Here is a 26,108-nt window from a genome sequence, read left to right on the forward strand (position 1 = left end):
CGGCCCGACCCGAAGCCTGCAGGGATAAGTCGAAGGTACCACGAAGTGGCGATTTTGGCGGCCAGAGTCCGGGGGTACAGGGGGCGGCGGCGACTGGCCGCCCTCTGTGCGCTCCCTGCGCCACGGAAAACATAGTGCAGAAGAATTAACCGGGAGCGCAAGATGCTCTGGAGCGAAACGGGATAAACGCTTTTCTCAAGCTAAAAAGTTGCCAACCGATAACAGTATCAACAACCGCATCGACAACAAATCAGCGCCGCGAAGCGGTTCCCCGCTACGCCTGCGCGGCGTCAATCTCGGCAAACACCTGCTGCGCCAGGTGCAACGTGGCGTTCGCCGCCGGTAAGCCGCAGTACAGCGCCGAATGCATAATCAGCTCTTTCAGCTCATCACGGGTCACGCCGTTATTAAAGGCGGCGCGCAGATGCATCTTAAGTTCCGCCTCGCGGTTCAGCGCAATCAGCATCGCAATAGTGATCATGCTGCGGGTATGGTGATCGAGCCCTGGACGGGTCCAGGTTTCTCCCCAGGCGTAACGGGTAATGAAATCCTGAAACTCCTCGTTCAGCGGCGTCAGATTCTGCAGAGTACGGTCAACGTGAGCATCGCCTAATACCTTGCGGCGAACCTCCATTCCCTGCTGGTAACGTTGTTTATCTTCCATTTTGCTCCCCCAGCAAAAAGCCGTTCAGCGCGGCGTTAAAGGCAGCAGGCGCTTCAATGTTCGACAGATGCGACGCCTTCAACACCACCACCTGTGAAGTGGCGATCTGCTGATGCAGGAAGTTAGCGTCGGCGACAGTCGTGACAGGGTCACTTTCTCCGGCAATAATCAGCACAGGAATCGCAATTTGCCCGACCTCCCCCCGCAGGTCTGCCGCCGCCAGGGCTTCGCAGCAGGCAGCGTAGCCTTCGGCGTCGCTATGAGTCAGTTGATGGCATAATGCCTCGACCACCTCCGGCGCGCGCTGGCGGAAAGCATCGCTGAACCAGCGATCCGCCGCCCCCGCGGCAACCACATCCATCCCTTCCTGACGTACCGCGCGGGCGCGAGAAAGCCAGCCCGACTGATCGCCGATCCGCGCCGCGGTATTGGCCACCGCCACCGCGTAAAAACGTTCCGGCGCAAAGCGCGCCAGCCATAATCCCGTCAGCCCGCCCATCGAAATACCGCAAAACAGCGCTTTGTCGATATTTAGGTGATCGAGCAGCGCAATCACATCTTCACCCAATTGCGCCAGGGCCACCTTGCCGTTTTTCGTCGTTTTACCATGGCCATGGGTGTCATAACGCAGTACGCGAAAATTCGCCGTCAGGGCCTCCATTTGTGGCTGCCACATTGTGCGCGTGGTGCCAAGCGAATTCGACAGCACGATAACCGGCGCGCCTTCCGGCCCGTCGAGTTGATAATCAAGATTCATGACGTTGCTCCTGATAACGCGCCAGTACCTGGCGCACAAAGCGTTCGGCGCTACCGGTGGCCGTTGCCGGATCCAGTAGCATGTTTAAACGTTCGCGGGAGAGATACTGACTGACCAGCGGGTCAGCCGCCAGCAGATCGACAAGTAAACCGTGACTGTCCAGAGCCTGGCGGCACAGCGCTTCTACACGGTGATGCGCCTCGGCTTTGCCGATAAACTCCGCCAGCGCCAGGGTCACCGCTTCCGCCATAATCAGCCCGTGGGTAATATCAAGGTCGGCACGCATCTTATGCACGAAAACCTGCATCTCGCGCACCAGCATGTCAGTTTGCGCCAGCGCCCCGCCCACCAGCATAATCAGCTCCGGTAGCGTTTCCCATTCCGCCTGCCAGCCGCCGAGCGCGCGCTCATGCTGTTGGATTTGACCGGCGTAAAGGGTGGCGACCAGCCCCGGCGTGCGCTGCGCCGCGGTTAAAATCGCCGCGCAGGAGACCGGATTACGTTTGTGCGGCATGGTCGAGGAGCCCCCGCGCCCTTCCGCCAGCGGCTCGCCGACTTCCGCAACCTCGGTTTGCATCAGCAGCGAAAAATCATTGGCGAATTTTCCCAGGGTGCCGCAAACGCCGGCGAACCAGGCGCCGACTTCGAGGAAACGGTCGCGCTGGCTATGCCATGGCGTATCCGGCAACTGCAGCTCGAGGGTTTGCGCTAACGCCTGCGCGACCTGCGGCGCCTGCTGTTTCAATGAATCAAGCGTGCCAGCCGCGCCGCCAAACTGCAGCGCCAGCACCCGTGGGCGCATCTCGATCAACCGCTGCTGCCAGCGCAGCAGCGCATCCAGCGTCCCCGCCAGTTTAAGGCCAAAGGTGACCGGCAGCGCATGCTGCATCCAGGTGCGCCCCGGCATCACCGTATGCTGATAGCGCTGCGCCTGTTCGGCAAGCGCATCAATCAGGCTTTGTAGCAGGCTATCCGTCGCCGCCAGCGCGCCGCGCAGTTGCAAAACAAACCCGGTATCGATAGCGTCCTGGCTGGTGGCGCCCCAATGGACATAGCGCGCGGCGTCAGGATCCTGCGCTTTCACACGCGCGGTCAGCTGTTTGACCAGCGGAATTGCCAGATTACCGGCGCTGGCCGCAGCCTGTCCCAGCGCGTCGAAATCAATAAGCGCATGCCGGCAGGCGTTGACTATCGGCGAGACTGCCGCCTTCGGCACCAGCCCGCAGTCGGCCTGCGCCTGCGCCAGCGCGGCTTCGAAATCCAGCATGCCCTGTACCCGCTGCGCATCGCTAAACCAGTCGGTTAGCGGACTGCTGCGCAACATGGGGGTCAACAAACTCATCGCTACTCCTTAAACGCGTTCAATAATCAGCGCAATCCCCTGGCCCACGCCGATACACATGGTGCACAGCGCATAGCGGCCGCCGGTTCGCTTCAACTGATAAGCGGCGGTCATCGCCAGACGCCCGCCGGAAGCGCCTAGCGGATGGCCCAGCGCGATGGCCCCGCCGTTGGGGTTAACGTGGGCGGCATCATCCGGCAGACCTAAATCACGGGTAACCGCCAGCGCCTGTGCGGCAAAAGCCTCATTCAATTCGATGACGTCCATCTGCGCCAGCGTCAGCCCGGTTTGCGCCAGCACCTTACGTACCGCCGGCGCCGGGCCGAAGCCCATAATTCGCGGCGCCACCCCTGCCGTCGCCACGCCGACAACCCGCGCCAGCGGCTGTAAATCATTCGCCGACATGGCCTGTTCACTGGCCAACAGCAGCGCGCAGGCGCCATCATTGACGCCGGAGGCGTTACCGGCGGTAACGCTGCCGTCGGCTCGGACCACGCCGCGCAATTTGGCCAGCGCCTCCAGCGAGGTGCTGCGCGGGTGTTCATCGCGGCTGAAACACAGCGGCTCACCTTTGCGTTGCGGTACCGATACGGCGATCAGTTCATCGGCGAAACGCCCCGCTTCTTGCGCCGCAGCGGTACGCAGCTGGCTACGAAGCGCAAAAGCATCCTGGTCGGCGCGAGAAATGGCAAACTCATCGGCGACGTTTTCCGCGGTTTCCGGCATCGAGTGCACGCCGTACAGCGCTTTCATCTGCGGGTTAATAAAACGCCAGCCAATGGTGGTATCTTCCATCTGCATCGAGCGGCTAAAGGCGCTCTCGGCTTTGCCCATCACAAACGGCGCGCGCGACATACTCTCCACCCCACCGGCGATCATCAGCTGGGTTTCGCCGCTTTTAATCGCCCGCGCCGCGACGCCGATCGCATCAAGGCTCGAGCCGCACAGGCGGTTAATCGTGCTGCCGGGAACGCTCTGCGGCAGCCCGGCCAGCAACAGCGCCATACGCGCCACGTTACGGTTATCTTCTCCGGCCTGGTTGGCGCAGCCGTAGATCACATCATCAATTAGCGCCGGATCGAGACCCGGATTACGCTCCAGCAGCGCTTTCAGCGGCAGCGCCGCCAGATCGTCAGCGCGCATACCGGATAATGCGCCGCCAAAACGGCCAAACGGCGTACGCACCGCATCACAGATAAATGCCTGATTCATCATAGGTTCCTTACGCGCTTTCCGCCAGTTGTTCAAAAGTTAGCGCCACCGGAGTGATGCGCTGTAGCTCTTCAAATGAGAGGCCGTTAAAGATTTCGCGTACCACCGGACCACGGTCGGTAATATCGATGACCGCCAGATCGGTATAGATACGGCTGACGCAGCCAACGCCGGTCAGCGGATAGCTGCACTGCTCGACCAGTTTGCATTCGCCATCGCGGGTCAGATGGTCCATCATCACAAACACCTGGCGGGCGCCGATAGCCAAATCCATCGCCCCTCCGACCGCCGGGATCGAATCCGGCGCGCCGGTGCTCCAGTTAGCGAGATCGCCGCTGGCGGAAACCTGATAGGCGCCCAGCACGCAAATATCGAGATGCCCGCCGCGCATCATGGCGAAGGAATCGCCATGGTGGAAAAAACAGCCGCCCTGCAGCAGGGTGACATACTCTTTACCCGCGTTGATCAGCTCCGGGTCCTCTTCGCCGGGCTGCGGCTTCGGCCCCATTCCCAGTAGCCCGTTTTCACTGTGCAGGAACACCTCTTTATCGGCAGGTAGATAGTTGGCGATACGGGTCGGCAGGCCAATACCGAGGTTTACGTAAGCGCCTTCCGGAATATCGCGGGCGACGCGCTGGGCCATTTCGTCACGAGTCAGTTTTTGCATCTTCGGCTCCTCAGGCGCTTTGCGCGGCGGACAGATTTTCCAGCGAGAATACGCGCTGGACGAAAATCCCCGGCGTGATGATGTTTTCCGGGTCAAGTTCGCCAAGGGCGACCAGTTGCGAGACTTCAACAATGGTGGTTTTGGCGGCGGTCGCCATAATCGGGCCGAAGTTGCGCGCCGCTTTGCGGTAGACCAGGTTGCCCCAGCGGTCGCCCTGATGGGCTTTAATCAGCGCAAAATCGGCTTTAATTGGATATTCAAGCACGTAATGACGGCCGTCGATTTCCCGGGTTTCTTTGCCTTCCGCCAGCGGCGTGCCGTAGCCGGTAGGGGTAAAGACCGCGCCGAGACCTGCGCCAGCGGCCTGGATCCGCGCCGCCAGGTTGCCCTGCGGCACCAGTTCCAGCTCAACCTTGCCGCGGCGATAGAGGTCATCGAAAATTTGTGAATCTACCTGGCGCGGGAATGAGCAGATCATTTTGCGCACCCGCCCGGCTTTGAGCAGCGCCGCCAGCCCCACTTCGCCATTACCCGCGTTGTTATTAATAATGGTTAGGTCGCGGGCGCCCTGGTCAATCAGGGCATCGATCAGATACGTCGGCTGCCCGGCGGGGCCAAATCCGCCGATCATGATGGTCGCGCCGTCGTGGATCCCGGCAATGGCCTCACTCAGCGTCGACACGCTTTTATCAATCATCAGGTCGCTCCTTAACGTGCGGTAATCGCACTTATATGCGTTGTTCGCACAAAATGTGACCCGCTTAACGATGCTGGTCAAGGGCGATAATCGAAATATGGTGCGATAATCGAACATCGTATATCTTTAGCGAAAGAATGTGATCGATGGCAAATACGGAGAACAAAATGGACAAGCATCCAGATGATGTAGTAGCGGGCGACGGCGATCCGTTTAAGGGCGATCCGAACTTTATGGCATCGCTGGCGCGCGGGCTGGAAGTGATTCAGGCTTTTACCCCGCAGCGCCCGGTACTGTCGATTTCGCAGATCAGCCAAAAGACCGGCATCCCCCGAGCGGCGGTACGTCGCTGCCTGTACACCCTGAGCAAGCTGGGTTTCGTCTACGCCGAAGACGGCAAGAATTTCCAACTGCGACCACGGATACTTGCCCTCGGTCACGCCTGGCTGGCCTCAACGCCGCTGGCGCGCTCGGCGCAGCCGGTGCTCAAGCATTTGAGCGAAATGCTCAATGAGTCCTGCTCAATCGCCACCCTGGATGGCGACGATATCTTGTATATCGCCCGCGCCTCCAGTTCGCGCATTATGACGATCGATCTTGATATTGGCAGCCGTCTGCCGGCGTGGGCGACCTCCATGGGCCGCGTGCTGTTAAGCCATCAGCCGGAAGAAAGGCTGAACGACATGCTGGGCCGGGTGACGATGATTCGCTACACCCCGCAAACGGTAGATTCGGTGAATAAGCTGCGCGCGGAGCTAAAACGCGTGCATCAGCAGGGATATGCGTTGAACGATCAGGAACTGGAAATGGGGCTGCGTTCGCTAGCGGTACCGCTATTTAACCCGCAAGGACAGGTGGAAGCAGCGCTGAACGTCGGGGTTCACGCGGGCCAGATGTCGACCCGCGAAATGCTGGACAGGGTGCTGCCGGAATTACAAAAGGCCGCCCGCGAGCTAACGCTGCTGCTGCGCTAGCGGCTGCGTTTAGCGTGCAGCTCCCAGTTCTCCTGCTTAGCCTGTTCGGATTTACGTAGCGCCACGTAACAAGCGCCGCTGCCGCCGTGGTGCGGTAGCGCGGCGCAAAACGCCTGTACCTCGGGCAACTCTGGCAGCCAGCGCGCCAGGTAGCTGCGAATAATATTGGCATGGGCCTGGTCATCACGGCCTTTGCCGTGGATGATAAGTAAATTACGCAGCCCCTCTTTTTGCGCCTGTATCACGAAGGCGAACAGCATTTGCCGGCACTGTTCGACCGGCTGATGCAGCAGCGACAGGCTTGCCTGCTGGCTGTATTTTCCACGCCGCAGCTTGTCCAGCACTCCGCTTTGCAGCCCTTCCCGTTTGAACTCCAGCGGCACGGCGAGCGGCACAATATCGAGGTAGCCGGTGGTCAGAAAATTATCGAGCTGTAGGGTATCAATACGCTGCGGCGCGCGCGCGGGTCGTTCACGATGCCAGTGTACGTCATTATTGCGTTTCAGAGGCTGGACATCCTCCATGGCGTCAAGAAACAGGGATTTGTCGTCAAGGTTCATGGTCACTCCTCCAGCGGCTATCGCCTGCTACTATAGCCGCCTCACGCCTACCCCTCAACGCGTTTAGCCGCAACTGCTGGCAAATAGACCAACGCGGGATATTTAAGGAAACAATTGACGGCTTTGACGACGAAACAGGGTGATTAACGAAGCCGTTAACGGCGTTGGTCGCGTGTCGCGCCGCTGGATCAGGTAGTAGGTTGCTCTGGGCAATACCTCACGTATGGGGATCATCACCAGTTTATCCGCCATCATCGGATCGTTTCCGAGCTCTACCGGCAGAATACTAAGGAAATCGCTCTTCACCACCAGACTGATGCACGAAGAGAAGGTTTCGCAAACGATATCGACCTTGGGCGCCAGCCCGGCCTGATTAAACATCTCCTGCAACTGTTTGAAGTAGCTACCGCGCGGCGTTGGCATCGTCCAGTGGTGATCGAGCAATTCAGTCAGGGAAGTGGCGCGCGCCGCCGGATGCCCTGCGCGGGCGAATACCGCGAACGGTTTCTCAAACAGTTTTTCAAAGCTGAATTCATGATCGTACGGGCCGGGGTAGTAGGTGTTGATAGTGAAATCAAGCTCACCCTGACGCAGTTCATTAATCATCGCCAGGAGTTGCCCTTCCATGATCCGAACCTTCACCAGCGGATGCTGCTGATGAAAACGACAGATAACCGATGGCATCAGCGAACGGGCGACGCTGGCGCCGAGACCAATATTAATCTGCCCCGCCTGCTCCCCCTGACGCTGCAGGAGTTCATCCTGCGCCGCCCGAAGCTCTTCAAGGATCAGGCTCGCATGTTGATAAAAACTTTCGCCGTTTTCCGTCAGCGCCACCCCCTGGCTGCGGCGGACAAACAGTTGGGCGGAAAGCCCTTCTTCCAGCTCTTTAATCGCTTTGGTCAACGCGGGCTGCGAGATCGCCAGCGCCCGGCTGGCGCCGCGAATACTCCCCTCACGAGCGACCTCAACGAAGGCGCGAATTTGATGAAATTTAATCTGAAATGACATGTTTTAAGTGATAACCACTGTTTATCAGACAGAAGAAAATGACATCTACTGTAATCCATCATGCTGTGGCAGGTTAAGGGTGAGATTGCCAGAAAGGCGTTTGTGATAATTAAAAGCTATCACACCGTGAACGCCGTCACACTTTTTAATTATGACAGGAAGGGTTATGCCGCAACTTCATGAATTGGTAAGCCAGCTGGCGCCGGAAATGACGCAATGGCGTCGTGATTTTCACCTGCACGCGGAGTCCGGCTGGCTGGAATTTCGCACCGCCAGCAAGGTTGCCGAGATCTTAGACGGCCTCGGTTATCAACTGGCGCTGGGTCGCGACGTTATCGATGCCGACAGCCGGATGGGGCTGCCCGACGATGCCAGCCTGGAGCAGGCATTCCAGCGCGCCCGCGAACAGGGAGCGCCGGAACGTTGGCTGCCGGCTTTTGAAGGCGGATTCGCCGGCGTCGTCGCCACCCTGGACACCGGCCGCCCCGGCCCTACGCTTGCGTTTCGCGTCGATATGGACGCGCTCGATCTTAACGAACAACACGACGATCGCCATCGCCCGCATCGCGCGGGTTTCGCCTCCTGCAACGCCGGGATGATGCACGCCTGCGGCCATGACGGACATACCGCCATTGGGCTGGGTTTGGCGCACGTGCTAAAGCAGTATGCCGATCGGCTCAACGGAATCATCAAGCTGATTTTCCAGCCTGCCGAAGAAGGCACCCGCGGCGCGCGCGCGATGGTGGCGGCAGGCGTGCTCGATAACGTGGACTACTTCACCGCCATTCATATCGGTACCGGCGTTCCCAACGGTACCGTGGTCTGCGGCGGTGACAACTTTATGGCGACCACCAAATTCGACGTGCAATTCGAGGGCGTCGCCGCTCACGCCGGCGGCAAACCGGAAGATGGGCGCAACGCGCTACTGGCCGCCGCCCAGGCCGCCCTCGCATTACACGCCATCGCGCCGCACAGCGCAGGCGCCTCGCGGGTTAACGTCGGCGTCATACAGGCCGGCACCGGGCGTAACGTGGTCCCCTCATCGGCGCTAATTAAAGTGGAAACCCGCGGCGAGACGGAAGCTATCAACCAGTATGTGTTTGAGCGGGCGCAAAACGTGATTGCCGGCGCCGCAGCGATATATGAAGCCCGCTATGAACTTCGGCTCATGGGCGCGGCAACCTCCAGCGCCCCCTCTCCGGCGTGGGTGCAATACCTGCGTGAGCAGGCAGCACAGGTGCCGGGGGTAGTAGAAGCAGTGGATCATATTGCCGCGCCGGCGGGATCCGAAGATGCCACTTTGATGATGGCGCGGGTACAGGATCGCGGCGGACTGGCTTCATACATGATTTTCGGTACTGAACTGAGCGCCGGACATCACAACGAGAAATTTGATTTCGACGAAGGCGTGATGGTCATCGCGGTCGAGACGCTGGCGCGCATCGCGCTCAACTTTCCCTGGCTGCGAGGTGTGTGATGGAAAAGATCTATCAATTTGTCGATGACATCATTACGTCACGGCGCGACGATTTTTGCGCTATTGCCGATGATATCTGGGATCATCCGGAAACCCGCTTCCAGGAATTCTGGTCTGCCGCGCGGTTGGCCGATGCGCTGGAAACGGAAGGTTTTCAGCTAACCCGTCACGCGGGCGGCATACCCAATGCGTTTATCGCCAGCTACGGCGAGGGTAAACCGGTCATCGCCCTGCTCGGCGAGTTTGATGCGCTGGCAGGACTCAGCCAACAGGCGCACAGTGGTGAACCAACATCCGCGACGCCGGGGGAAAACGGCCACGGCTGTGGGCATAATCTCCTCGGCACCGCGGCGTTCGCCGCCGCCGTCGCCGCGAAACAGTGGCTGCAGCAGCAAGGCGGAGCGGGCACCCTGCGCTTTTATGGCTGCCCGGGGGAAGAAGGCGGCTCGGGTAAAACCTTTATGGTGCGCGAGGGATTATTCGATGATATTGACGCCGCCCTCACGTGGCATCCGGAAGCCTGGGCCGGGATGTTCAGTACCAGCACGCTGGCCAATATTCAGGCGGCGTGGCGCTTTACCGGAACCGCTGCGCACGCGGCAAACTCACCGCATCTGGGGCGGAGCGCGTTGGACGCCGTCACGCTGATGACCACCGGCAGTAATTTCCTCAATGAGCATATTATCGAGAAAGCGCGTGTGCACTACGCCATTACCGATACCGGCGGCGTGTCGCCCAACGTGGTGCAGGCGCAAGCTGAAGTGCTGTATTTGATTCGCGCTCCGGAGATGGCCGATGTGCAGCAAATCTTCGCCCGTATTGAGAAAATCGCCCAGGGCGCCGCGCTGATGACCGAAACCAGCGTCAGTTGCCGTTTTGAAAAAGCCTGTTCCAGCTATCTCCCCAATCGCACGCTGGAAGCGGCAATGTATCAGGCCGTATGTCATTACGGTACGCCGCAGTGGTGTGACGAAGAGCGCGCTTTCGCGGCGGATATTCGCGCCACGCTCGGCGTGAACGATATAAATAACAGCCTGAAGAATATTGCCGGCACCAGCGGTGAAGAAGGAAAAGCGTTTGCCCGCCGTCATCACGACACGGTGTTGATCGATGAGGTCGCGCCGTGGGCGGCAACGGAAAACGTGCTGGCGGGATCTACCGACGTCGGCGACGTGAGCTGGAAAGCGCCGGTGGCCCAGTGTTTTAGCCCCTGTTTCGCCATCGGTACGCCGCTGCATAGCTGGCAACTGGTGAGCCAGGGAAGAACTTCCATCGCCCATAAAGGGATGCTGCTGGCGGGTAAAATTCTGGGAGCAACGGCGATTCGTTTATTCAGCGACAGGCCGTTACTCGAAGCAAGCCAGCAGGAACTGGCTCAGGTACTGGCGGTAACTCCATACCAGTGCCCGATCCCGCGTGACGTCGTACCATCAATTTTAAAATAAGAAAAATTAGCCTCTGGGATAGCGTACAGCGTGATGGCAATCGCCAATAATAATAACAGCTGACAACCCCTGAGGCATGCCGCAAACAACACAACAACGACAACTGAGGAACGCCCATGAGTATGTCATCCATACCGTCGCATTCCCCCACCGGTAAGCTGTATGGCTGGGTTGAAAAAATAGGTAATAAGGTTCCGCATCCATTTTTGCTTTTTATCTATCTGATCGTCGCGCTGATGGCCGCCACCGCCATTTTGTCGGCGCTAAACGTCGGCGTACAGAACCCCACCGACGGTTCGCGAGTGGTGGTAAAGAATCTGCTCAGCGTTGAAGGGCTGCACTGGTTTCTGCCAAACGTGATTAAAAACTTTAGCGGCTTCGCGCCGCTGGGGGCGATTCTGGCGCTGGTGCTCGGCGCCGGTTTCGCCGAACGTGTCGGCCTGCTGCCGTCGCTGATGGTCAAGATGTCATCGCACGTTAGCGCGCGTTACGCCAGTTACATGGTGTTATTTATCGCCTTCTTCAGCCACATCTCTTCCGACGCGGCGCTGGTCATTATGCCGCCGCTGGGGGCGTTAATGTTTCTCGCCGTCGGCCGCCATCCGGTAGCCGGGTTGTTGGCGGCAATCGCCGGCGTCGGCTGCGGATTCACGGCAAATTTACTTATTGTCACTACCGACGTGTTGCTCTCCGGTATTAGTACCGAAGCGGCGAAAACGCTTGATGCCTCGCTGCATGTTAGCGTTATCGACAACTGGTACTTCATGGCCACCTCAGTCATCGTTCTGACGCTGGTCGGCGGGTTGATTACCGATAAACTGGTCGAGCCGCGGCTAGGAAAGTGGCAAGGCCAGAGCGATGAAACGCTGCAGACGCTGACGGCGGAACAGCGCTTCGGGCTGCGCATTGCCGGTATTGCGGCGCTGTTGTTTGTGGCGGTTATCGCACTGATGGTGGTGCCGGAAAACGGCATCCTGCGCGATCCTATCAAACATACGGTGATGCCCTCGCCTTTTATAAAAGGCATCGTACCGCTGATTATCTTTTTCTTTTTCGTCGTATCTTTAGCTTACGGCATCGCCACCGGCAAAATTCGCCGTCAGGCTGACCTGCCGCAGTTAATGATCGAGCCGATGAAGGAGATGGCCGGCTTCATCGTGATGGTCTTCCCGCTGGCCCAGTTTGTCGCCATGTTCAACTGGAGCAATATGGGGAAATTCATGGCGGTAGGATTAACGGATATACTGGAAAGTGCGGGAATGAATGGCGTGCCGGCGTTTGTCGGTCTGACGCTGCTGTCGGCATTTCTGTGTATGTTTATCGCCAGCGGTTCGGCTATCTGGTCGATTCTGGCGCCCATTTTTGTACCGATGTTTATGCTGCTGGGCTTTCACCCGGCGTTTGCGCAGATCCTGTTTCGTATCGCCGATTCGTCCGTACTGCCGCTCGCGCCGGTATCGCCATTTGTACCGCTGTTTCTCGGCTTTTTACAGCGCTACCGGCCCGATGCCAGACTGGGTACCTACTATTCGCTGGTATTACCCTACCCGCTGATTTTCTTAGCCGTCTGGCTGCTGTTGCTGGTGGGCTGGTACCTGGTAGGGCTACCGATTGGCCCAGGTATTTATCCACGCTTGCCATAACGCGGCGACAGGCCAGGGATGGCCTGCGTAAGTTAACGCGATGTGGTGCGGTTCAGGAACGTTTTATACAGACTTTCGATGACCACCGACAGCAAATTGATAGCTAATCCGCTGATAATCAACACAACAACTCCCGTTAACATGTATTGCATATCGCCACCTTTCTTGTAGTTAAAAAAAACCAGCGCCAAAGCGCTGGAAAAAATAATTGACTCAAGGAATGCCTGTATATTTATCTGCGGCGCCGGGTGCCTCCCGGTGAATTAGCCAGTTCACACTAATCCGCGTGCGTATGACAAACTGCATAGAGATTTGAACTGAACGCTCCTCCGCACAGGGAAATTCGCCGCCAGACAAAGGTAGCAAAATGCCCATCACGCCGCGCCTGCTAGTTAATGCAAAAATAAACATTGCTCCACCCCTTCCTTTATTCCGACGATTAACCATCAGGCAACGGAATGACTGAATTTAAATGACTGCGATTCGTATTTATAAATTAATAGTACAGGTTTCATTATTTGCTGACCTTTCGGAGGTATAGTTTGCAGGCTGCACGTCATGATATGGTGTGCCCTTGCCGAATTAACCTCGTAGAAGGACGCCCGATGCTGACGCTGCTGCAAGATAAAATCGACACCCCGCTGGGGCCGCTGTGGGTCATTTGCGATGAACAATTCAACCTGCGCGCCGTAGAGTGGGATCAGCACCGCGACCGCATGGAGCAACTGCTCGACATCCACTACCGTCACGAGGGTTATAAACGCGTTGATGCGCGCGATCCTGGCGGGCTGAGCGCGAAGCTGCAGCAATACTTCGACGGCGATCTCGCAATTATCGATACCCTGCCGACGGCAACCGCCGGTACCCCCTTTCAACGTCAGGTGTGGCAAGCGCTGCGCACGATTCCCTGCGGGCAGGTGATGCATTACGGTCAGTTAGCCGAGGTTCTTGGCCGTCCGGGCGCGGCCCGTGCGGTTGGCGCGGCAAACGGTTCCAATCCGGTCAGCATTGTGGTTCCCTGCCATCGGGTAATTGGCCGCAACGGCACCATGACCGGCTACGCCGGCGGCGTACAGCGTAAAGAGTGGTTATTGCGCCATGAGGGCTATTTGCTGCTTTAACAGATAATGCCTTTTTTGGAAATTACAGGTAACTTTACAATAATTAATCGCTTAATAATTTTCTTGTTATCAAAGAGATATGGCGATCGACATATTTACCCTTCTAATATTACGTCTTTCCGGGTTTCGAGACTTACTTGCTCCTCAAAAAGATGTTAAAATTGACCAATATCAATTAAAGCTTGAGCAGACATATGATCCCGGAAAAGCGAATTATACGACGCATTCAGTCTGGTGGTTGTGCAATCCATTGTCAGGATTGCAGCATTAGCCAGCTCTGCATCCCCTTTACTTTGAACGAACATGAGCTGGATCAGCTTGATAATATCATCGAGCGTAAAAAGCCTATTCAGAAAGGGCAAACCCTGTTCAAAGCGGGTGATGAGCTGAAGTCGCTGTACGCTATCCGTTCAGGGACCATCAAAAGCTACACCATCACCGAACAAGGCGATGAGCAGATTACCGGCTTCCATCTGGCGGGTGATTTGGTCGGTTTTGACGCCATTGGCACCGCCCTGCACCCAAGCTTTGCGCAGGCGCTGGAAACCTCAATGGTCTGCGAAATTCCGTTCGAAACGTTGGATGATCTTTCCGGTAAAATGCCGAACCTGCGTCAACAGATGATGCGTCTGATGAGCGGCGAGATCAAAGGCGATCAGGACATGATCCTGCTGCTTTCCAAAAAGAACGCAGAAGAACGGCTGGCGGCCTTTATCTACAACCTGTCCCGCCGTTTCGCGCAGCGCGGCTTCTCACCGCGTGAGTTCCGTCTGACCATGACCCGTGGCGACATCGGCAACTATCTGGGCCTGACGGTTGAAACCATCAGCCGCCTGCTTGGTCGTTTCCAGAAAAGCGGTATGCTGGCGGTAAAAGGGAAATATATCACCATCGAAAACAGCGATCTGCTGGCGCAACTGGCAGGCCAGGCGCGCAACGTCGCCTGATTTATCTCCGCTATACTCTCTTCCACCTTGTGCCGGATCGACATTTTTTTCTAATTTGTTGATCTGGCCAGGGTCATCCCCTGTTTCAATTCATCCATATAGGTTATCTTTTTAAATACTGACTGTAGCTACAGCTGTAAGGAGACCCTGTATGGCGAAGTATCAGAACATGCTGGTAGTAATCGACCCTAACCAGGACGACCAGCCTGCATTACGGCGCGCGGTGTATCTGCACCAACGGATTGGTGGACGCATCAAAGCCTTTTTGCCGATTTATGATTTTTCCTACGAAATGACTACCCTGCTGTCGCCCGACGAGCGGACGGCGATGCGCCAGGGCGTGATTAGCCAACGCAGCGCCTGGATCCGTGAACAGGCCAAGTTTTACATTGAATCCGGGGTGCCAATCGATATCAAAGTGGTGTGGCACAACCGCCCCTTTGAAGCCATCATTCAGGAAATCATCAGCGATAAACACGACCTGCTGCTGAAAATGGCCCATCAGCACGACAAACTCGAAGCGGTCATCTTCACCCCGACCGACTGGCACCTGCTGCGCAAATGTCCATGCCCGGTATGGATGGTTAAAGATCAGCCGTGGCCGGAAGGCGGTAAAGCGCTGGTGGCGGTTAATCTGGCCAGTGAAGAGAACTATCACAACGCCCTTAATGAAAAACTGGTGCGGGAGACCATCGCCCTCGCCGATCAGGTTAACCATACCGAAGTACATCTGGTTGGCGCCTATCCGGTGACGCCTATTAACATCGCCATTGAATTACCTGATTTTGACCCGAGCATCTATAACGATGCGATTCGCGGCCAGCATCTGCTGGCAATGAAAGCGCTGCGTCAGAAATTCAGCATCGATGAAAGTCGCACCCACGTAGAAAAAGGGCTGCCTGAAGAGGTTATCCCTGATTTAGCTGAACACCTGCAGGCCGGGATTGTGGTGCTGGGCACCGTTGGCCGCACCGGCATCTCTGCCGCGTTTCTCGGCAATACCGCGGAACAGGTTATCGACCACCTGCGCTGCGACCTGCTGGTACTGAAACCGGAGGCCTATCAAACTCCAGTTGAACTGGACGATGAAGACGACGACTAACGGCGTCTCATCAGGCCTGAAGTTTTATCTAATCATCCCCCGCCCGTCGGGGGATTTTTTTGTCGGCCCGCTAAAAAAGAAAAAGGGCCATACGGCCCGGGATATCAACGCTAATTGAACATACTTACAGAATGCGTTAGTGGATACCTAAACGCCAGGCCAGGTCGATCTCTTCTTTCAGCTCCATTGATGAAAGCGACATCAGATCGGCAAACTCGAGCTCGAGGAGTTTGAGCTTCTTCAGGTACTGCGCGGGGGTCATAACGGAAGTGTCGCGGCGCAGGTACTCGATGGCCATCTGCGTGGGGGTTAACTCGGTATCCATAATATCCTCAGTGTGGTGAAAAAACAGGCATAGTATAACACCCATCGCCGTTCACTTTATGAGCAAAATCATGGTTTCACTGTCTATATAAAAAAGCCGTCTCAACAGAGACGGCTTAGAGCGTTGCGCTATTACAGCGCTTTCAGAATGGCATCCACGCTGGCTTTAGCGTCGCCAAACAGCATGTGGGTGTTCTCTTTGAAGAACAGCGGATTCTGCACGCCAGCATAGCCGGTGTTCATCGAACGTTTGAAGACCACCACGTTTTGCGCCTTCCACACTTCCAGCACCGGCATACCGGCGATCGGGCTCTTCGGATCGTCCTGCGCCGCCGGGTTGACGGTGTCGTTCGCGCCGATCACCAGTACGGTATCGGTATCGGCGAAATCATCGTTGATTTCGTCCATTTCCAGCACCACGTCGTAAGGTACTTTCGCTTCCGCCAGCAGCACGTTCATATGCCCCGGCAGTCGCCCGGCGACAGGGTGGATGCCGAAGCGCACCTTGATACCGCGCGCGCGCAGCTTCTCGGTGATTTCCGCGACCGGATACTGCGCCTGCGCCACCGCCATACCGTAGCCCGGCGTGATGATCACGGAATGCGAGTTTTTCAGCATTTCAGCCGTCTCTTCGGCGCTGATTTCACGATGCTCACCGACTTCTTCATCGCCGCTGGAACTGCCGCCATCGGTGCCGAAACCGCCGGCGATAACGCTGATAAACGAACGGTTCATCGCCTTACACATAATGTAGGAGAGGATGGCACCGGAAGAACCAACCAGCGCGCCGGTCACGATCAGCAGGTCGTTGCTGAGCATGAAGCCCGCCGCCGCCGCCGCCCAACCGGAGTAGGAGTTCAGCATCGATACCACGACTGGCATATCCGCGCCGCCGATAGACGCCACCAGGTGCCAGCCGAACGCCAGGGCGATAATGGTCATCACCAGCAGGCACAGTACCTGGGTTCCGGTGCTGTCGGTACGCACGAAGGCCACCAGCAGCAGAAAGGAAATGACCAGCGCCGCCAGGTTCAGCTTGTGGCGATTCGGCAACATCAGCGGTTTTGACGAAATTTTGCCGCGCAGCTTACCAAAGGCAACGATCGAGCCCGTGAAGGTTACGGCGCCGATAAAGATACCGAGGAATACTTCGGTCAGGTGAATATTCGCCAGCACCTGATCGAGGCCCGGTCCGTGGTCGAGATAGCTGTTGAAGCCAACCAGCACCGCCGCCAGACCAACGAAGCTATGCAGCACCGCCACCAGCTCCGGCATCTCGGTCATTTCGACTTTCTTCGCCAGACGGATACCAATCGCCCCGCCGATAACCATCGCCACGATGATCCAGCCGACGTTACCGCTGTCCGGCCCAAAAATGGTGGCAATCAGCGCAATCGCCATCCCGGCGATGCCGTACAGGTTCCCCTGCTTCGACGTTTCGTGCTTTGACAGCCCCGCAAGGCTAAAGATAAACAGAATAGCGGCAACAATGTATGCAGCTGTAACTAATCCTCCAGACATGTGCTACCCCTTAGTTTTTGCGGAACATTTTCAGCATGCGCTGAGTGACGGTGAAACCACCAAAAATATTAATGCTGGCGATCAGCACCGCGATAAAGCTCAAGAAGCTGACCCAGCCGCCGTGCCCTATCTGCAGCAATGCCCCAACGACAATGATCCCTGAAATGGCGTTGGTTACCGACATGAGCGGCGTGTGCAGCGCGTGCGACACGTTCCACACCACGTAGTAGCCGACTACGCAGGAGAGCGCGAAGACGGTAAAGTGACCCAGAAACTCTTTAGGCGCGACGTTCGCCAGCCAGCCAAAGAGGATAATCGCCAGCGCCATCAGCGCGTATTTACGCCACGGCGAGCCTGGTTTGGCCTCTTCTTTTGGCGCTTCGACGGTTTTCGCCGCCGCCTGCGGCTGCGCGGATACCTGAATCGGCGGCGCCGGCCAGGTAATTTCGCCCTCGCGGACCACGGTAACGCCACGTACCACCACATCGTCGAAATCGATGGTGATATTGCCGTCTTTTTCCTTGCACAGCAGCTTCAGCAGGTTTACCAGGTTAGTGCCGTAGAGCTGGGAAGATTGCGTCGGCAGACGACCCGGCAGGTCGGTATAACCGATAATTTTCACGCCGTTAGCGGTGGTCACGACTTCGCCCGGCACGGTGTATTCGCAGTTGCCGCCGTTTTGCGACGCCAGGTCGACAACCACGCTGCCCGACTTCATGGAGTCAACCATTTCGCGGGTAATCAGCTTCGGCGCCGGTTTACCCGGGATCAGCGCGGTGGTGACAATGATATCGACATCTTTAGCCTGCGCGGCGAACAGCGCCATTTCGGCTTTGATAAAGGCTTCAGACATGACTTTGGCATAACCATCGCCGCTGCCCGCTTCTTCTTTAAAGTCCAGTTCAAGGAACTCGGCGCCCATACTCTGCACCTGTTCTTTCACTTCCGGACGGGTATCGAAGGCGCGGACGATGGCGCCGAGGCTGTTCGCCGCGCCGATCGCTGCGAGGCCGGCGACGCCTGCGCCGATTACCATCACCTTCGCAGGCGGTACTTTACCCGCAGCGGTGATCTGGCCGGTAAAGAAGCGGCCGAATTCGTGCGCCGCTTCGACAATCGCGCGATAACCGGCGATGTTAGCCATCGAACTCAGCGCATCTAACGACTGGGCGCGGGAAATACGCGGCACCGAGTCCATAGCCATGACGTTGATACCGCGAGCGGCCAGCTTTTCCATGAGATCCGGATTCTGCGCCGGCCAGATGAAACTCACCAGCGTGGTGCCCGGGTTGAGCTTCGCAATTTCCGCATCGTTCGGCGCGTTAACCTTGAGGATAACGTCGGAGTGCCAGACGTTATCCGCGCTGACGATTTCTGCGCCCGCCTGTTCGAAGGCTTCATCGTCGAAGCTCGCCAGTTTCCCGGCCCCGCTCTCGACCGCCACGCTAAACCCGAGCTTAAGCAGCTGCTCGACCGTCTTCGGCGTCGCAGCGGCCCGGGTTTCCTGAGCTAAGCTCTCTTTTGGTATCCCAATTCGCATAGTTTTCCCTTCCATCGGTTTTTGATGATGGTTTATTTTTTTCACAAATGCGCCAGCGGCGGCGCAAAAACGCCGCACAGGTATTCATCTGGAAAATGAAACAGTAACAAACTTTTTATAACCTACTGAAAATACCGATTGTGATCTACATCGTTAAAACAGAATTTTTGATTTTATTGAGAAAAATTAGTCCTGACTGCGTCAGGCAGCAATATTTGCCTTAATTTTATGCCAGAACCTGATAATTCGCTTACCTTTGCGGTTAATTCGCCATTTATTACCGCTAGTATCATTGCATTAACATTACGTTAACTTATAAAAGTGATATTGATTATCGATTTTGCTGTTCAAGGGGCTGTTTTTTCAACATATCAGTATTTGTTATATTTTTGTAACGAACGATTCGGGCGGGAAGTGAAAAATGACGCAGACAGTTACGTTGTTTAAATGCAATAATCACCTGTTTTCAGTCAACAACAATACCAGTACATGGTTTGCGCAAGGCAAAGGATTATTTTTATGAAGCTTAAGAACACACTCCTGGCGTCTGCTCTTCTGGCTACCACCGCGTTGTCTGCCCATGCAGCGACCGAGCTGACTCCGGAGCAAGCGGCAGCGCTGAAGCCCTATGACCGCGTCGTCGTCACTGGCCGTTTTAACGCGATTGGCGATGCCGTACAGGCGGTTTCCCGCAAGGCGGATAAAGATGGCGCAGCTTCCTTTTATGTTGTCGACACCTCAGATTTCGGCAACGGCGGCAACTGGCGCGTAACGGCGGATTTTTATAAAGAAAACGCCCCGCAGGCGGATACCCCGAAAAACCGTATTATTAACGGCGTGATGGAACTGCCGAAAGATCAGGCCGTCGCGCTGATGCCGTATGACACCGTAACCGTGCAGGGCTTCTACCGTAGCCAGCCGGAAGTCAACGACGCCATCGCCAAAGCGGCAAAAGCTAAAGGCGCGTATGCCTTCTTCATCGTCCGCCAGGTTGACGCCAACCAGGGCGGCAACCAGCGCATCACCGCTTATATTTATAAAAAGGATGCGCAGAAGCGCGTACTGCAGAGCCCGGATGCGATTCCTGCTGATTCCGAAGCCGGTCGCGCCGCTCTGGCTAAAGGCGGCGAAGCGGCTAAAAACGTCGAAATCCCAGGCGTGGCCTCCTCTGCCGCGGTCGGCGCCGGTACCGGCGTAGGTCTGTTCTACGAAACCCAATCGTCGAAAGGCGGACGTTACACTGTCACCTTGCCGGACGGCACGAAAGTCGAAGAGGTGAACAAAATCACCGCCGCGCAGATGGTGCCGTTTGATAGCATCAAATTCACCGGTAACTACGGCAACATGACGGAAATCTCCTATCAGACCGCGAAACGCGCGGCGAAGAAAGGAGCGAAATACTACCACATCACCCGCCAGTGGCAGGAACGTGGCGGTAACATCACCATTAGCGCCGACCTGTATAAGTAATCGGTTTCAGCTGCTCAAAAAGGCGACATGATGTCGCCTTTTTGCATTTTTTCGCCCGCCGCCATTGCATGCGTACAAGACACTCCGTAAAATCCCGCGCCTTAGCGTAATCCTCCATTTTTATGCGATTTCGCCAAATAAATATTCTTGATTCACTGTTGCCACCTCGGGAATACAATGGAAAAGAAACTGGGCCTTAGCGCCCTGACCGCACTGGTACTCAGCTCCATGCTGGGCGCGGGCGTTTTCAGTTTGCCGCAAAACATGGCTGCCGTCGCCAGCCCATCCGCTCTGCTTATCGGCTGGGCCATCACCGGCGTCGGGATTTTATTCCTCGCATTCGCCATGCTATTGCTGACCCGTATCCGCCCGGAACTGGATGGCGGCATCTTTACCTATGCCCGGGAAGGTTTTGGCGAGCTGATCGGTTTCTGTTCCGCCTGGGGCTACTGGCTGTGCGCGGTGATTGCCAACGTCTCCTACCTGGTTATCGTCTTCTCGGCCCTGAGTTTCTTCACCGATACGCCGGAGATGCGTATTTTTGGTGACGGTAACACCTGGCAGGCGATCGTCGGCGCGTCCGTGCTGCTCTGGGTGGTCCATTTTCTGGTGCTGCGTGGGGTACAGACCGCGGCAGGCATTAACCTGGTGGCGACGCTGGCGAAGCTGTTGCCGCTCGGCGCGTTTGTGGCGCTGGCCGCTATCGCGTTCCGGCTCGATACTTTCCGTCTCGACTTCAGCGGTATCGCGCTCGGCGTACCGGTATGGGAACAGGTGAAAAACACCATGCTGATTACCCTGTGGGTATTTATCGGCGTGGAGGGCGCGGTAGTGGTCTCTGCCAGCGCCCGTCATAAGCGCGACGTTGGCCGCGCGACGCTGCTGGCGGTAGTCTCGGCGCTGGCGGTTTATCTGCTGGTCACCCTGCTGTCGCTGGGCGTTGTCGCCCGCCCGGAACTGGCTGAAATGCGCAACCCGTCGATGGCTGGCCTGATGGTCAAGATGATGGGATCGTGGGGCGAGGTAGTGATCGCCGCGGGATTAATTATCTCCGTCTGCGGCGCCTATTTAAGCTGGACCATTATGGCCGCTGAAGTGCCGTATCTGGCGGCGACGCATAAAGCGTTCCCACGCCTGTTCGCCAAAACCAATAAAAATAATGCCCCCTCTTCCTCGCTGTGGTTGACCAACATCAGCGTGCAGATTTGTCTGGTGCTGATTTGGCTTACCGGATCCGACTACGGTACCCTGCTAACCATCGCCTCAGAAATGATTCTGGTGCCCTATTTCCTCGTCGGCGCTTTCCTGCTTAGGATTGCCGTACGTCCGTTACATAAAGCCGTGGGTGTCGGCGCGTGCGTTTATGGCTTATGGTTATTGTATGCGTCCGGTCCTGTGCATTTGTTATTGTCGGTGGTACTTTACGCTCCGGGTCTTCTGGTTTTCCTGTACGCCCGCCGTACGCACCAGCACGATCGCATGCTCAAACGCCGTGAAATGGCATTAATTGGTTTTTTGCTGGTTGCCGCCGTTCCGGCAACGTGGATGCTGGTGGGGTAAGCGGTTGCCCTACCGCTGAACTTGAAAGGAGATACCCATGGCTGAAGCACAGCCTCGTCCGGTCCTGATCACGGGAGCAGGCCGCCGTATCGGCCTCGCTCTGGCACACCATTTTTTAAACCAGCAGCAACCGGTGATCGTCAGCTATCGCCAGCATTATCCATCGATTGACACCCTGCGCGAAGCCGGCGCGGTGTGTCTGCAGGCCGATTTCAGTAGCGACGACGGTATTCTTACCTTCGCGGAAGCGGTGAAGGCGCAGACCAGCGGCCTGCGCGCGATTATTCATAACGCCAGTGATTGGATGGCGGAGAAACCGGGGGTGCCGTTATCCACGGTGATATCGCGGATGATGCAAATTCACGTCCACGCGCCCTATCTGCTTAACCACGCGCTGGAGAGCCTGCTGCGCGGTTTTGGTCACGCCGCCAGCGATATTATTCACATTACCGACTACGTGGTGGAACGCGGCAGCGATAAGCATATCGCCTATGCCGCCAGTAAAGCGGCGCTTGATAATATGACCCGCTCTTTCGCCCGTAAGCTGGCCCCGGAAGTGAAGGTCAACGCCATCGCGCCATCGCTGATTATGTTCAACGAGCATGATGACGCTGAATACCGTAAACAGGCGCTGGATAAATCGCTGATGAAAATCGCACCGGGTGAAAAAGAGATTATCGACCTCATCGATTATCTGTTCACCAGCTGCTACGTCACCGGCCGCTCTTTCGCGGTCGACGGCGGCCGACCGCTGCGCTAGTGGAAACGGCTCCAGCCGAGGATCAGCAGCCAGGCCGCCAGACTCCAGCAGATCACCGCGCCTGCCAGCGCGTAAGGCAGGCGCATTACGCCGGTGAAGTACCATAACGAAAGTAAGTAGATAAAATACGGGATGATTGACCACATGCCGAAGACGATAGTTGTGCGCAGCGCTTCAATGCCGCGCTCGCTGGCGACGATATAGTGGGCAATAAGCGCGAAGGTCGGAAATAACGGAATTAAACCGGCAATATAGTAATTTTTGGTTTTTGACAGTACGCCTATCAGTACCACCACCAGCGCTCCCAGCAGCGCTTTAATCAACAGCCCCATTTTATGCCTTAACATTTGAACAACAATTTCTACCAGCATAACGGAAGAACATTTGTTTATGAAAGATTAATGGCGGGCAATTTGCGGGCGGTGTATGTTAGCTTTTTAATTTATACGCGTAAGATATGAATAAGATCGTTTTTGTTGAGGATGAGCCCGAAGTTGGCGCGCTTATCGCCGCCTATCTGGGGAAGCATGATATGGACGTGGTCGTTGAACCGCGCGGCGACCGGGCCGAAGAGGTTATTGCTCGTGAACAACCCGATCTGGTACTGCTGGATATCATGCTGCCTGGCAAAGACGGAATGACGCTGTGCCGCGACCTGCGCAGCCAGTGGCAGGGTCCGATCGTGTTGCTGACCTCGCTCGATAGCGATATGAACCATATTCTGTCGCTGGAGATGGGCGCCAGTGATTATATCCTCAAGACCACCCCGCCTGCGGTGCTGCTGGCCCGGTTACGTTTGCATCTGCGCCAGCATGTGGCTTCGCCGTCGATGCCTGCTCCCGCAACCCTGACGCCGCATAAAGCCATTGTCTTTGGTTCGCTGTCGATCGACCCGGTTAACCGTCAGGTATTGCTCGGTGGCGACAACGTTGCTTTGTCCACCGCCGATTTCGACCTGCTGTGGGAGCTGGCGACCCATGCCGGGCAGATTATGGATCGCGATGCGCTGTTGAAAAATCTCCGTGGCGTCAGCTACGACGGCATGGATCGCAGCGTCGATGTCGCGATTTCACGCCTGCGTAAAAAGCTGCTCGACAACGCCAACGAGCCCTACCGCATCAAGACGGTGCGCAACAAAGGTTATCTGTTCGCTCCGCACGCCTGGGATAATTAATCGGTGTCAGGAATAGACCGATATCACGCCATGTAGTCGGTCTTGAAATTCAGCGTATTTCTCTCTGAATGCCTTTTCATCGTTTTCGTCATACCAGCGTACGACCTCACCGCTGGCGAGGAAATGATCCAGTAATTCACCGCTCGCCAGAATCCATTGCGGTAAACCATCGACCTGTAGACTCCAGCCTCGCGGATGATAGTGGATGAAATCATTACGCAGCTGGTGAAGCTTGCCCACCGCCACCGTACAGACTTCGCTGGGTGTGAATGCGCTGCTCTCCCTCGTCGCACGGTATAGCGCCATGAAGGACGGCAGCTGCAGCTTGTCGATGTTGGTGAAATCGTCGTTACAGATTTGCTGAAAGATTTCTTGTGTCGACGCTTTACCGTCGGCCAGGTAGACCTGAAAGTCATTGCCCTGACACAGCGCCAACACCATCGCGTTCTGCAGGATGCTGTGCCAGCCGGTAATCACCCACTTCCACTGATAAGGGTCGGCGATCGCCTGCATATGGCTAAGGACCATATCGAAGGTTTTTAAAATCTCAACATCATTATCAGTATGCAAATACACGGGCTTAGTCATCTGGCGCTCTCCATCATTTAAGGGGCGCTTAAATTAACAGAGAGGCTGGCGTCTGGCAGACCGGGAAAATGGCACAATACGGCCATCGGCCATTTGGCCTGGCGCCTCTGTGAGAACTTTGCCGAGCGGGATCCTTCTCCTGTAGAATCTTTTGACGCGAGATAACCCAGTTAATGACCGGTGATGATTAATGAAAAAACTGTTTGTGCAGTTTTACCTTTTGCTGTTCGTCTGCTTCCTGGTCATGACCATGCTGGTCGGCCTGGTGTATAAATTCACCGCCGAGCGCGCCGGTCGCCAGTCGCTGGACGATCTGATGAAAAGCTCGCTGTATCTGATGCGCAGCGAACTGCGCGAGATCCCGCCGCGCGACTGGAGCAACACGCTGAAAGAGCTGGACCTCAACCTCTCTTTCGATCTGCACATTGAACCGTTAAGCAAATTCAAGCTGTCGGAAAGCTCGATGCAGCACCTGCGCGCGGGGGATATCGTGGCGCTGGACGATCAGTACACCTTCATTCAACGCATCCCGCGCAGCCATTACGTATTATCAGTCGGCCCGGTGCCCTATCTCTATTTTTTGCATGAGATGCGCCTGCTGGACGTCGCGCTGATGGCGTTTATCGCTATTTCACTGGCTTTTCCGGTGTTTATCTGGATGCGTCCACACTGGCAGGATATGTTGCGTATCGAAACCGCCGCACAGCGCTTCGGCGAAGGCCATTTTAGCGAGCGCATCCATTTCGATAGCATGTCGAGCTTCGAGCGACTCGGCGTGGCCTTTAACCAAATGGCGGATAATATCAACGCCCTGATAGCCAGTAAAAAACAGCTTATTGACGGTATCGCTCATGAACTACGCACGCCGCTGGTGCGCCTGCGCTATCGCCTGGAGATGAGCGAAAATCTGACCGAGGCCGAGTCGCAGGCTCTCAATCGCGATATCGGGCAACTGGAAGCGCTGATTGAAGAATTACTGACCTACGCTCGTCTCGATCGCCCGCAGAACGAACTCAACCTGACCACCCCGGATTTCCCGGCCTGGATCCGCGCGCACGTCGAGGACATTCAACTGGTCAATCCGCAGCGTGAAGTCGCGTTGCGCCAGCTGACGGCCGGCGACTACGGCGCGCTGGATATGCGTTTAATGGAGCGCGTGCTGGATAACCTGGTCAATAATGCCCTGCGCTACAGCCATCAACATATTCATATCAGCCTGTCGCTGGCCGGTTCACGGGCGACGCTACGAGTGGAAGATGATGGCCCGGGTATCGCCCTCGAGGAACGCGAACGGGTATTCGAGCCGTTTGTCCGTCTCGATCCTAGCCGCGATCGCGCCACCGGCGGCTGCGGCCTGGGGCTGGCTATCGTACACAGTATTGCTCAGGCGATGGCCGGTGAAGTCCGCTGCGACGAAAGCTCGCTCGGCGGCGCGGCGTTCATTTTCAGCTGGCCTATTTACCACCAGCTTCCCGCTTTTACTTCTGCTTAGCCGAACTTGCGCAGGCGTTACGGCCTGCGTATAGTTTATATTCAAACAGTATGTTGTAAC

At 56.5% G+C, this 26,108-nt stretch carries 27 protein-coding genes; 12 read left to right on the top strand and 15 right to left on the bottom strand.

What is annotated here, in order from left to right; translation table 11 throughout:
• Nucleotides 1–274 precede the first annotated feature (274 nt).
• The 6 genes from pcaC to AC22LX_RS03070 are packed head-to-tail and all read right to left on the bottom strand — an operon-like array spanning nt 275 to nt 5,339.
• A complete protein-coding gene (gene pcaC, locus AC22LX_RS03045) occupies nt 275–664 on the bottom strand; it encodes a 4-carboxymuconolactone decarboxylase (protein WP_015705266.1) in 390 nt (129 codons plus the stop codon).
• Nucleotides 654–1,421 carry a 3-oxoadipate enol-lactonase gene (gene pcaD, locus AC22LX_RS03050; RefSeq protein WP_063447895.1) on the bottom strand — a complete coding sequence of 256 codons (768 nt, stop codon included), beginning with the start codon at nt 1,419–1,421 and terminating at the stop codon, nt 654–656. The genes pcaC and pcaD overlap by 11 nt, the downstream gene beginning before the upstream one ends.
• Nucleotides 1,411–2,763, bottom strand: coding sequence for a 3-carboxy-cis,cis-muconate cycloisomerase (locus AC22LX_RS03055; protein ID WP_045392365.1), 1,353 nt, complete (start codon nt 2,761–2,763; stop codon nt 1,411–1,413). The genes pcaD and AC22LX_RS03055 overlap by 11 nt, the downstream gene beginning before the upstream one ends.
• Nucleotides 2,764–2,772: 9 nt before the next feature.
• Complete coding sequence (gene pcaF / locus AC22LX_RS03060) at nt 2,773–3,975, bottom strand: 3-oxoadipyl-CoA thiolase (protein ID WP_045392368.1); 1,203 nt, start codon at nt 3,973–3,975, stop codon at nt 2,773–2,775.
• Nucleotides 3,976–3,985: 10 nt separating this feature from the next.
• Nucleotides 3,986–4,642, bottom strand: coding sequence for a 3-oxoacid CoA-transferase subunit B (locus AC22LX_RS03065; RefSeq protein WP_015705262.1), 657 nt, complete (start codon nt 4,640–4,642; stop codon nt 3,986–3,988).
• A gap of 10 nt (nt 4,643–4,652) precedes the next feature.
• Entirely contained in the window at nt 4,653–5,339 is a 687-nt protein-coding gene (locus AC22LX_RS03070; RefSeq protein WP_045392371.1) for a 3-oxoacid CoA-transferase subunit A, read from the bottom strand.
• 167 nt (nt 5,340–5,506) lie between these two features.
• On the opposite strand from AC22LX_RS03070, the gene AC22LX_RS03075 reads away from it, so the two are divergent.
• A complete protein-coding gene (locus AC22LX_RS03075) occupies nt 5,507–6,313 on the top strand; it encodes an IclR family transcriptional regulator domain-containing protein (protein ID WP_487333742.1) in 807 nt (268 codons plus the stop codon).
• Here AC22LX_RS03075 and smrA read toward each other — a convergent pair.
• Together smrA and AC22LX_RS03085 are read right to left on the bottom strand one after the other, a co-directional pair.
• Entirely contained in the window at nt 6,310–6,873 is a 564-nt protein-coding gene (gene smrA / locus AC22LX_RS03080) for a DNA endonuclease SmrA (RefSeq protein WP_487333743.1), read from the bottom strand. The genes AC22LX_RS03075 and smrA overlap by 4 nt on opposite strands.
• A gap of 102 nt (nt 6,874–6,975) precedes the next feature.
• Nucleotides 6,976–7,884, bottom strand: coding sequence for a LysR family transcriptional regulator (locus tag AC22LX_RS03085; RefSeq protein ID WP_045392375.1), 909 nt, complete (start codon nt 7,882–7,884; stop codon nt 6,976–6,978).
• A 166-nt stretch (nt 7,885–8,050) separates the two neighbouring features.
• Between AC22LX_RS03085 and AC22LX_RS03090 the strand changes: the two genes are divergently transcribed.
• The 3 genes from AC22LX_RS03090 to abgT all read left to right on the top strand — a co-directional run bounded on the left by AC22LX_RS03090 (nt 8,051) and on the right by abgT (nt 12,449).
• Nucleotides 8,051–9,361: a M20 family metallo-hydrolase gene (locus tag AC22LX_RS03090; protein WP_049061453.1), complete on the top strand. Its 1,311-nt coding sequence runs from the start codon at nt 8,051–8,053 to the stop codon at nt 9,359–9,361.
• Nucleotides 9,361–10,806, top strand: coding sequence for a M20 family metallopeptidase (locus AC22LX_RS03095; RefSeq protein WP_487333744.1), 1,446 nt, complete (start codon nt 9,361–9,363; stop codon nt 10,804–10,806). Before AC22LX_RS03090 ends, AC22LX_RS03095 begins: the two co-directional genes overlap by 1 nt.
• Nucleotides 10,807–10,922: 116 nt before the next feature.
• Nucleotides 10,923–12,449: a p-aminobenzoyl-glutamate transporter gene (gene abgT / locus AC22LX_RS03100; RefSeq protein ID WP_487333745.1), complete on the top strand. Its 1,527-nt coding sequence runs from the start codon at nt 10,923–10,925 to the stop codon at nt 12,447–12,449.
• A gap of 32 nt (nt 12,450–12,481) precedes the next feature.
• On the opposite strand, the gene AC22LX_RS03105 is transcribed toward abgT, so the two are convergent.
• Nucleotides 12,482–12,601 carry a hypothetical protein gene (locus tag AC22LX_RS03105; RefSeq protein WP_045392558.1) on the bottom strand — a complete coding sequence of 40 codons (120 nt, stop codon included), beginning with the start codon at nt 12,599–12,601 and terminating at the stop codon, nt 12,482–12,484.
• A 61-nt stretch (nt 12,602–12,662) separates the two neighbouring features.
• Nucleotides 12,663–12,860 carry a hypothetical protein gene (locus tag AC22LX_RS03110; protein ID WP_200891424.1) on the bottom strand — a complete coding sequence of 66 codons (198 nt, stop codon included), beginning with the start codon at nt 12,858–12,860 and terminating at the stop codon, nt 12,663–12,665.
• A 194-nt stretch (nt 12,861–13,054) separates the two neighbouring features.
• Here AC22LX_RS03110 and ogt point away from each other — a divergent pair, with 194 nt between their 5' ends.
• The 3 genes from ogt to uspE all read left to right on the top strand — a co-directional run bounded on the left by ogt (nt 13,055) and on the right by uspE (nt 15,619).
• Nucleotides 13,055–13,570: a methylated-DNA--[protein]-cysteine S-methyltransferase gene (gene ogt / locus AC22LX_RS03115; RefSeq protein ID WP_045392390.1), complete on the top strand. Its 516-nt coding sequence runs from the start codon at nt 13,055–13,057 to the stop codon at nt 13,568–13,570.
• Between the two features lie 194 nt (nt 13,571–13,764).
• Nucleotides 13,765–14,517, top strand: coding sequence for a fumarate/nitrate reduction transcriptional regulator Fnr (gene fnr / locus AC22LX_RS03120; protein ID WP_004862555.1), 753 nt, complete (start codon nt 13,765–13,767; stop codon nt 14,515–14,517).
• A 151-nt stretch (nt 14,518–14,668) separates the two neighbouring features.
• Nucleotides 14,669–15,619, top strand: a complete 951-nt coding sequence (gene uspE / locus AC22LX_RS03125) for a universal stress protein UspE (protein ID WP_045392393.1) — start codon at nt 14,669–14,671, stop codon at nt 15,617–15,619.
• A gap of 136 nt (nt 15,620–15,755) precedes the next feature.
• On the opposite strand, the gene AC22LX_RS03130 is transcribed toward uspE, so the two are convergent.
• The 3 genes from AC22LX_RS03130 to pntA all read right to left on the bottom strand — a co-directional run bounded on the left by AC22LX_RS03130 (nt 15,756) and on the right by pntA (nt 19,004).
• Nucleotides 15,756–15,944 (bottom strand): YdiH family protein, encoded by a 189-nt coding sequence (locus AC22LX_RS03130; protein WP_045392396.1) that lies wholly within the window; start codon nt 15,942–15,944, stop codon nt 15,756–15,758.
• Nucleotides 15,945–16,075: 131 nt separating this feature from the next.
• Nucleotides 16,076–17,464 carry a Re/Si-specific NAD(P)(+) transhydrogenase subunit beta gene (gene pntB, locus AC22LX_RS03135; protein ID WP_020078971.1) on the bottom strand — a complete coding sequence of 463 codons (1,389 nt, stop codon included), beginning with the start codon at nt 17,462–17,464 and terminating at the stop codon, nt 16,076–16,078.
• Nucleotides 17,465–17,474: 10 nt separating this feature from the next.
• Nucleotides 17,475–19,004: a Re/Si-specific NAD(P)(+) transhydrogenase subunit alpha gene (gene pntA, locus AC22LX_RS03140; protein WP_045392560.1), complete on the bottom strand. Its 1,530-nt coding sequence runs from the start codon at nt 19,002–19,004 to the stop codon at nt 17,475–17,477.
• 519 nt (nt 19,005–19,523) lie between these two features.
• Between pntA and ydgH the strand changes: the two genes are divergently transcribed.
• The 3 genes from ydgH (at nt 19,524) to folM (ending at nt 22,794) form a co-directional block, all read left to right on the top strand.
• Nucleotides 19,524–20,474, top strand: a complete 951-nt coding sequence (gene ydgH, locus AC22LX_RS03145) for a DUF1471 family protein YdgH (RefSeq protein WP_032711543.1) — start codon at nt 19,524–19,526, stop codon at nt 20,472–20,474.
• Nucleotides 20,475–20,651: 177 nt separating this feature from the next.
• Nucleotides 20,652–22,034 (top strand): amino acid permease, encoded by a 1,383-nt coding sequence (locus tag AC22LX_RS03150; protein WP_487333746.1) that lies wholly within the window; start codon nt 20,652–20,654, stop codon nt 22,032–22,034.
• A gap of 37 nt (nt 22,035–22,071) precedes the next feature.
• Nucleotides 22,072–22,794, top strand: a complete 723-nt coding sequence (gene folM, locus AC22LX_RS03155) for a dihydromonapterin reductase (RefSeq protein WP_047064908.1) — start codon at nt 22,072–22,074, stop codon at nt 22,792–22,794.
• On the opposite strand, the gene AC22LX_RS03160 is transcribed toward folM, so the two are convergent.
• Nucleotides 22,791–23,126, bottom strand: coding sequence for a GlpM family protein (locus tag AC22LX_RS03160; RefSeq protein ID WP_015366825.1), 336 nt, complete (start codon nt 23,124–23,126; stop codon nt 22,791–22,793). The two genes, folM and AC22LX_RS03160, sit on opposite strands and share 4 nt — an antisense overlap.
• A gap of 125 nt (nt 23,127–23,251) precedes the next feature.
• On the opposite strand from AC22LX_RS03160, the gene rstA reads away from it, so the two are divergent.
• Nucleotides 23,252–23,968, top strand: coding sequence for a two-component system response regulator RstA (rstA, locus tag AC22LX_RS03165; RefSeq protein WP_015366827.1), 717 nt, complete (start codon nt 23,252–23,254; stop codon nt 23,966–23,968).
• Nucleotides 23,969–23,974: 6 nt separating this feature from the next.
• On the opposite strand, the gene AC22LX_RS03170 is transcribed toward rstA, so the two are convergent.
• Nucleotides 23,975–24,556 (bottom strand): hypothetical protein, encoded by a 582-nt coding sequence (locus tag AC22LX_RS03170; RefSeq protein WP_045392405.1) that lies wholly within the window; start codon nt 24,554–24,556, stop codon nt 23,975–23,977.
• A gap of 190 nt (nt 24,557–24,746) precedes the next feature.
• On the opposite strand from AC22LX_RS03170, the gene rstB reads away from it, so the two are divergent.
• Nucleotides 24,747–26,048, top strand: coding sequence for a two-component system sensor histidine kinase RstB (gene rstB / locus AC22LX_RS03175; RefSeq protein ID WP_015705253.1), 1,302 nt, complete (start codon nt 24,747–24,749; stop codon nt 26,046–26,048).
• Nucleotides 26,049–26,108: the final 60 nt, after the last annotated feature.

Source organism: Klebsiella sp. PK01 (assembly GCF_057624675.1).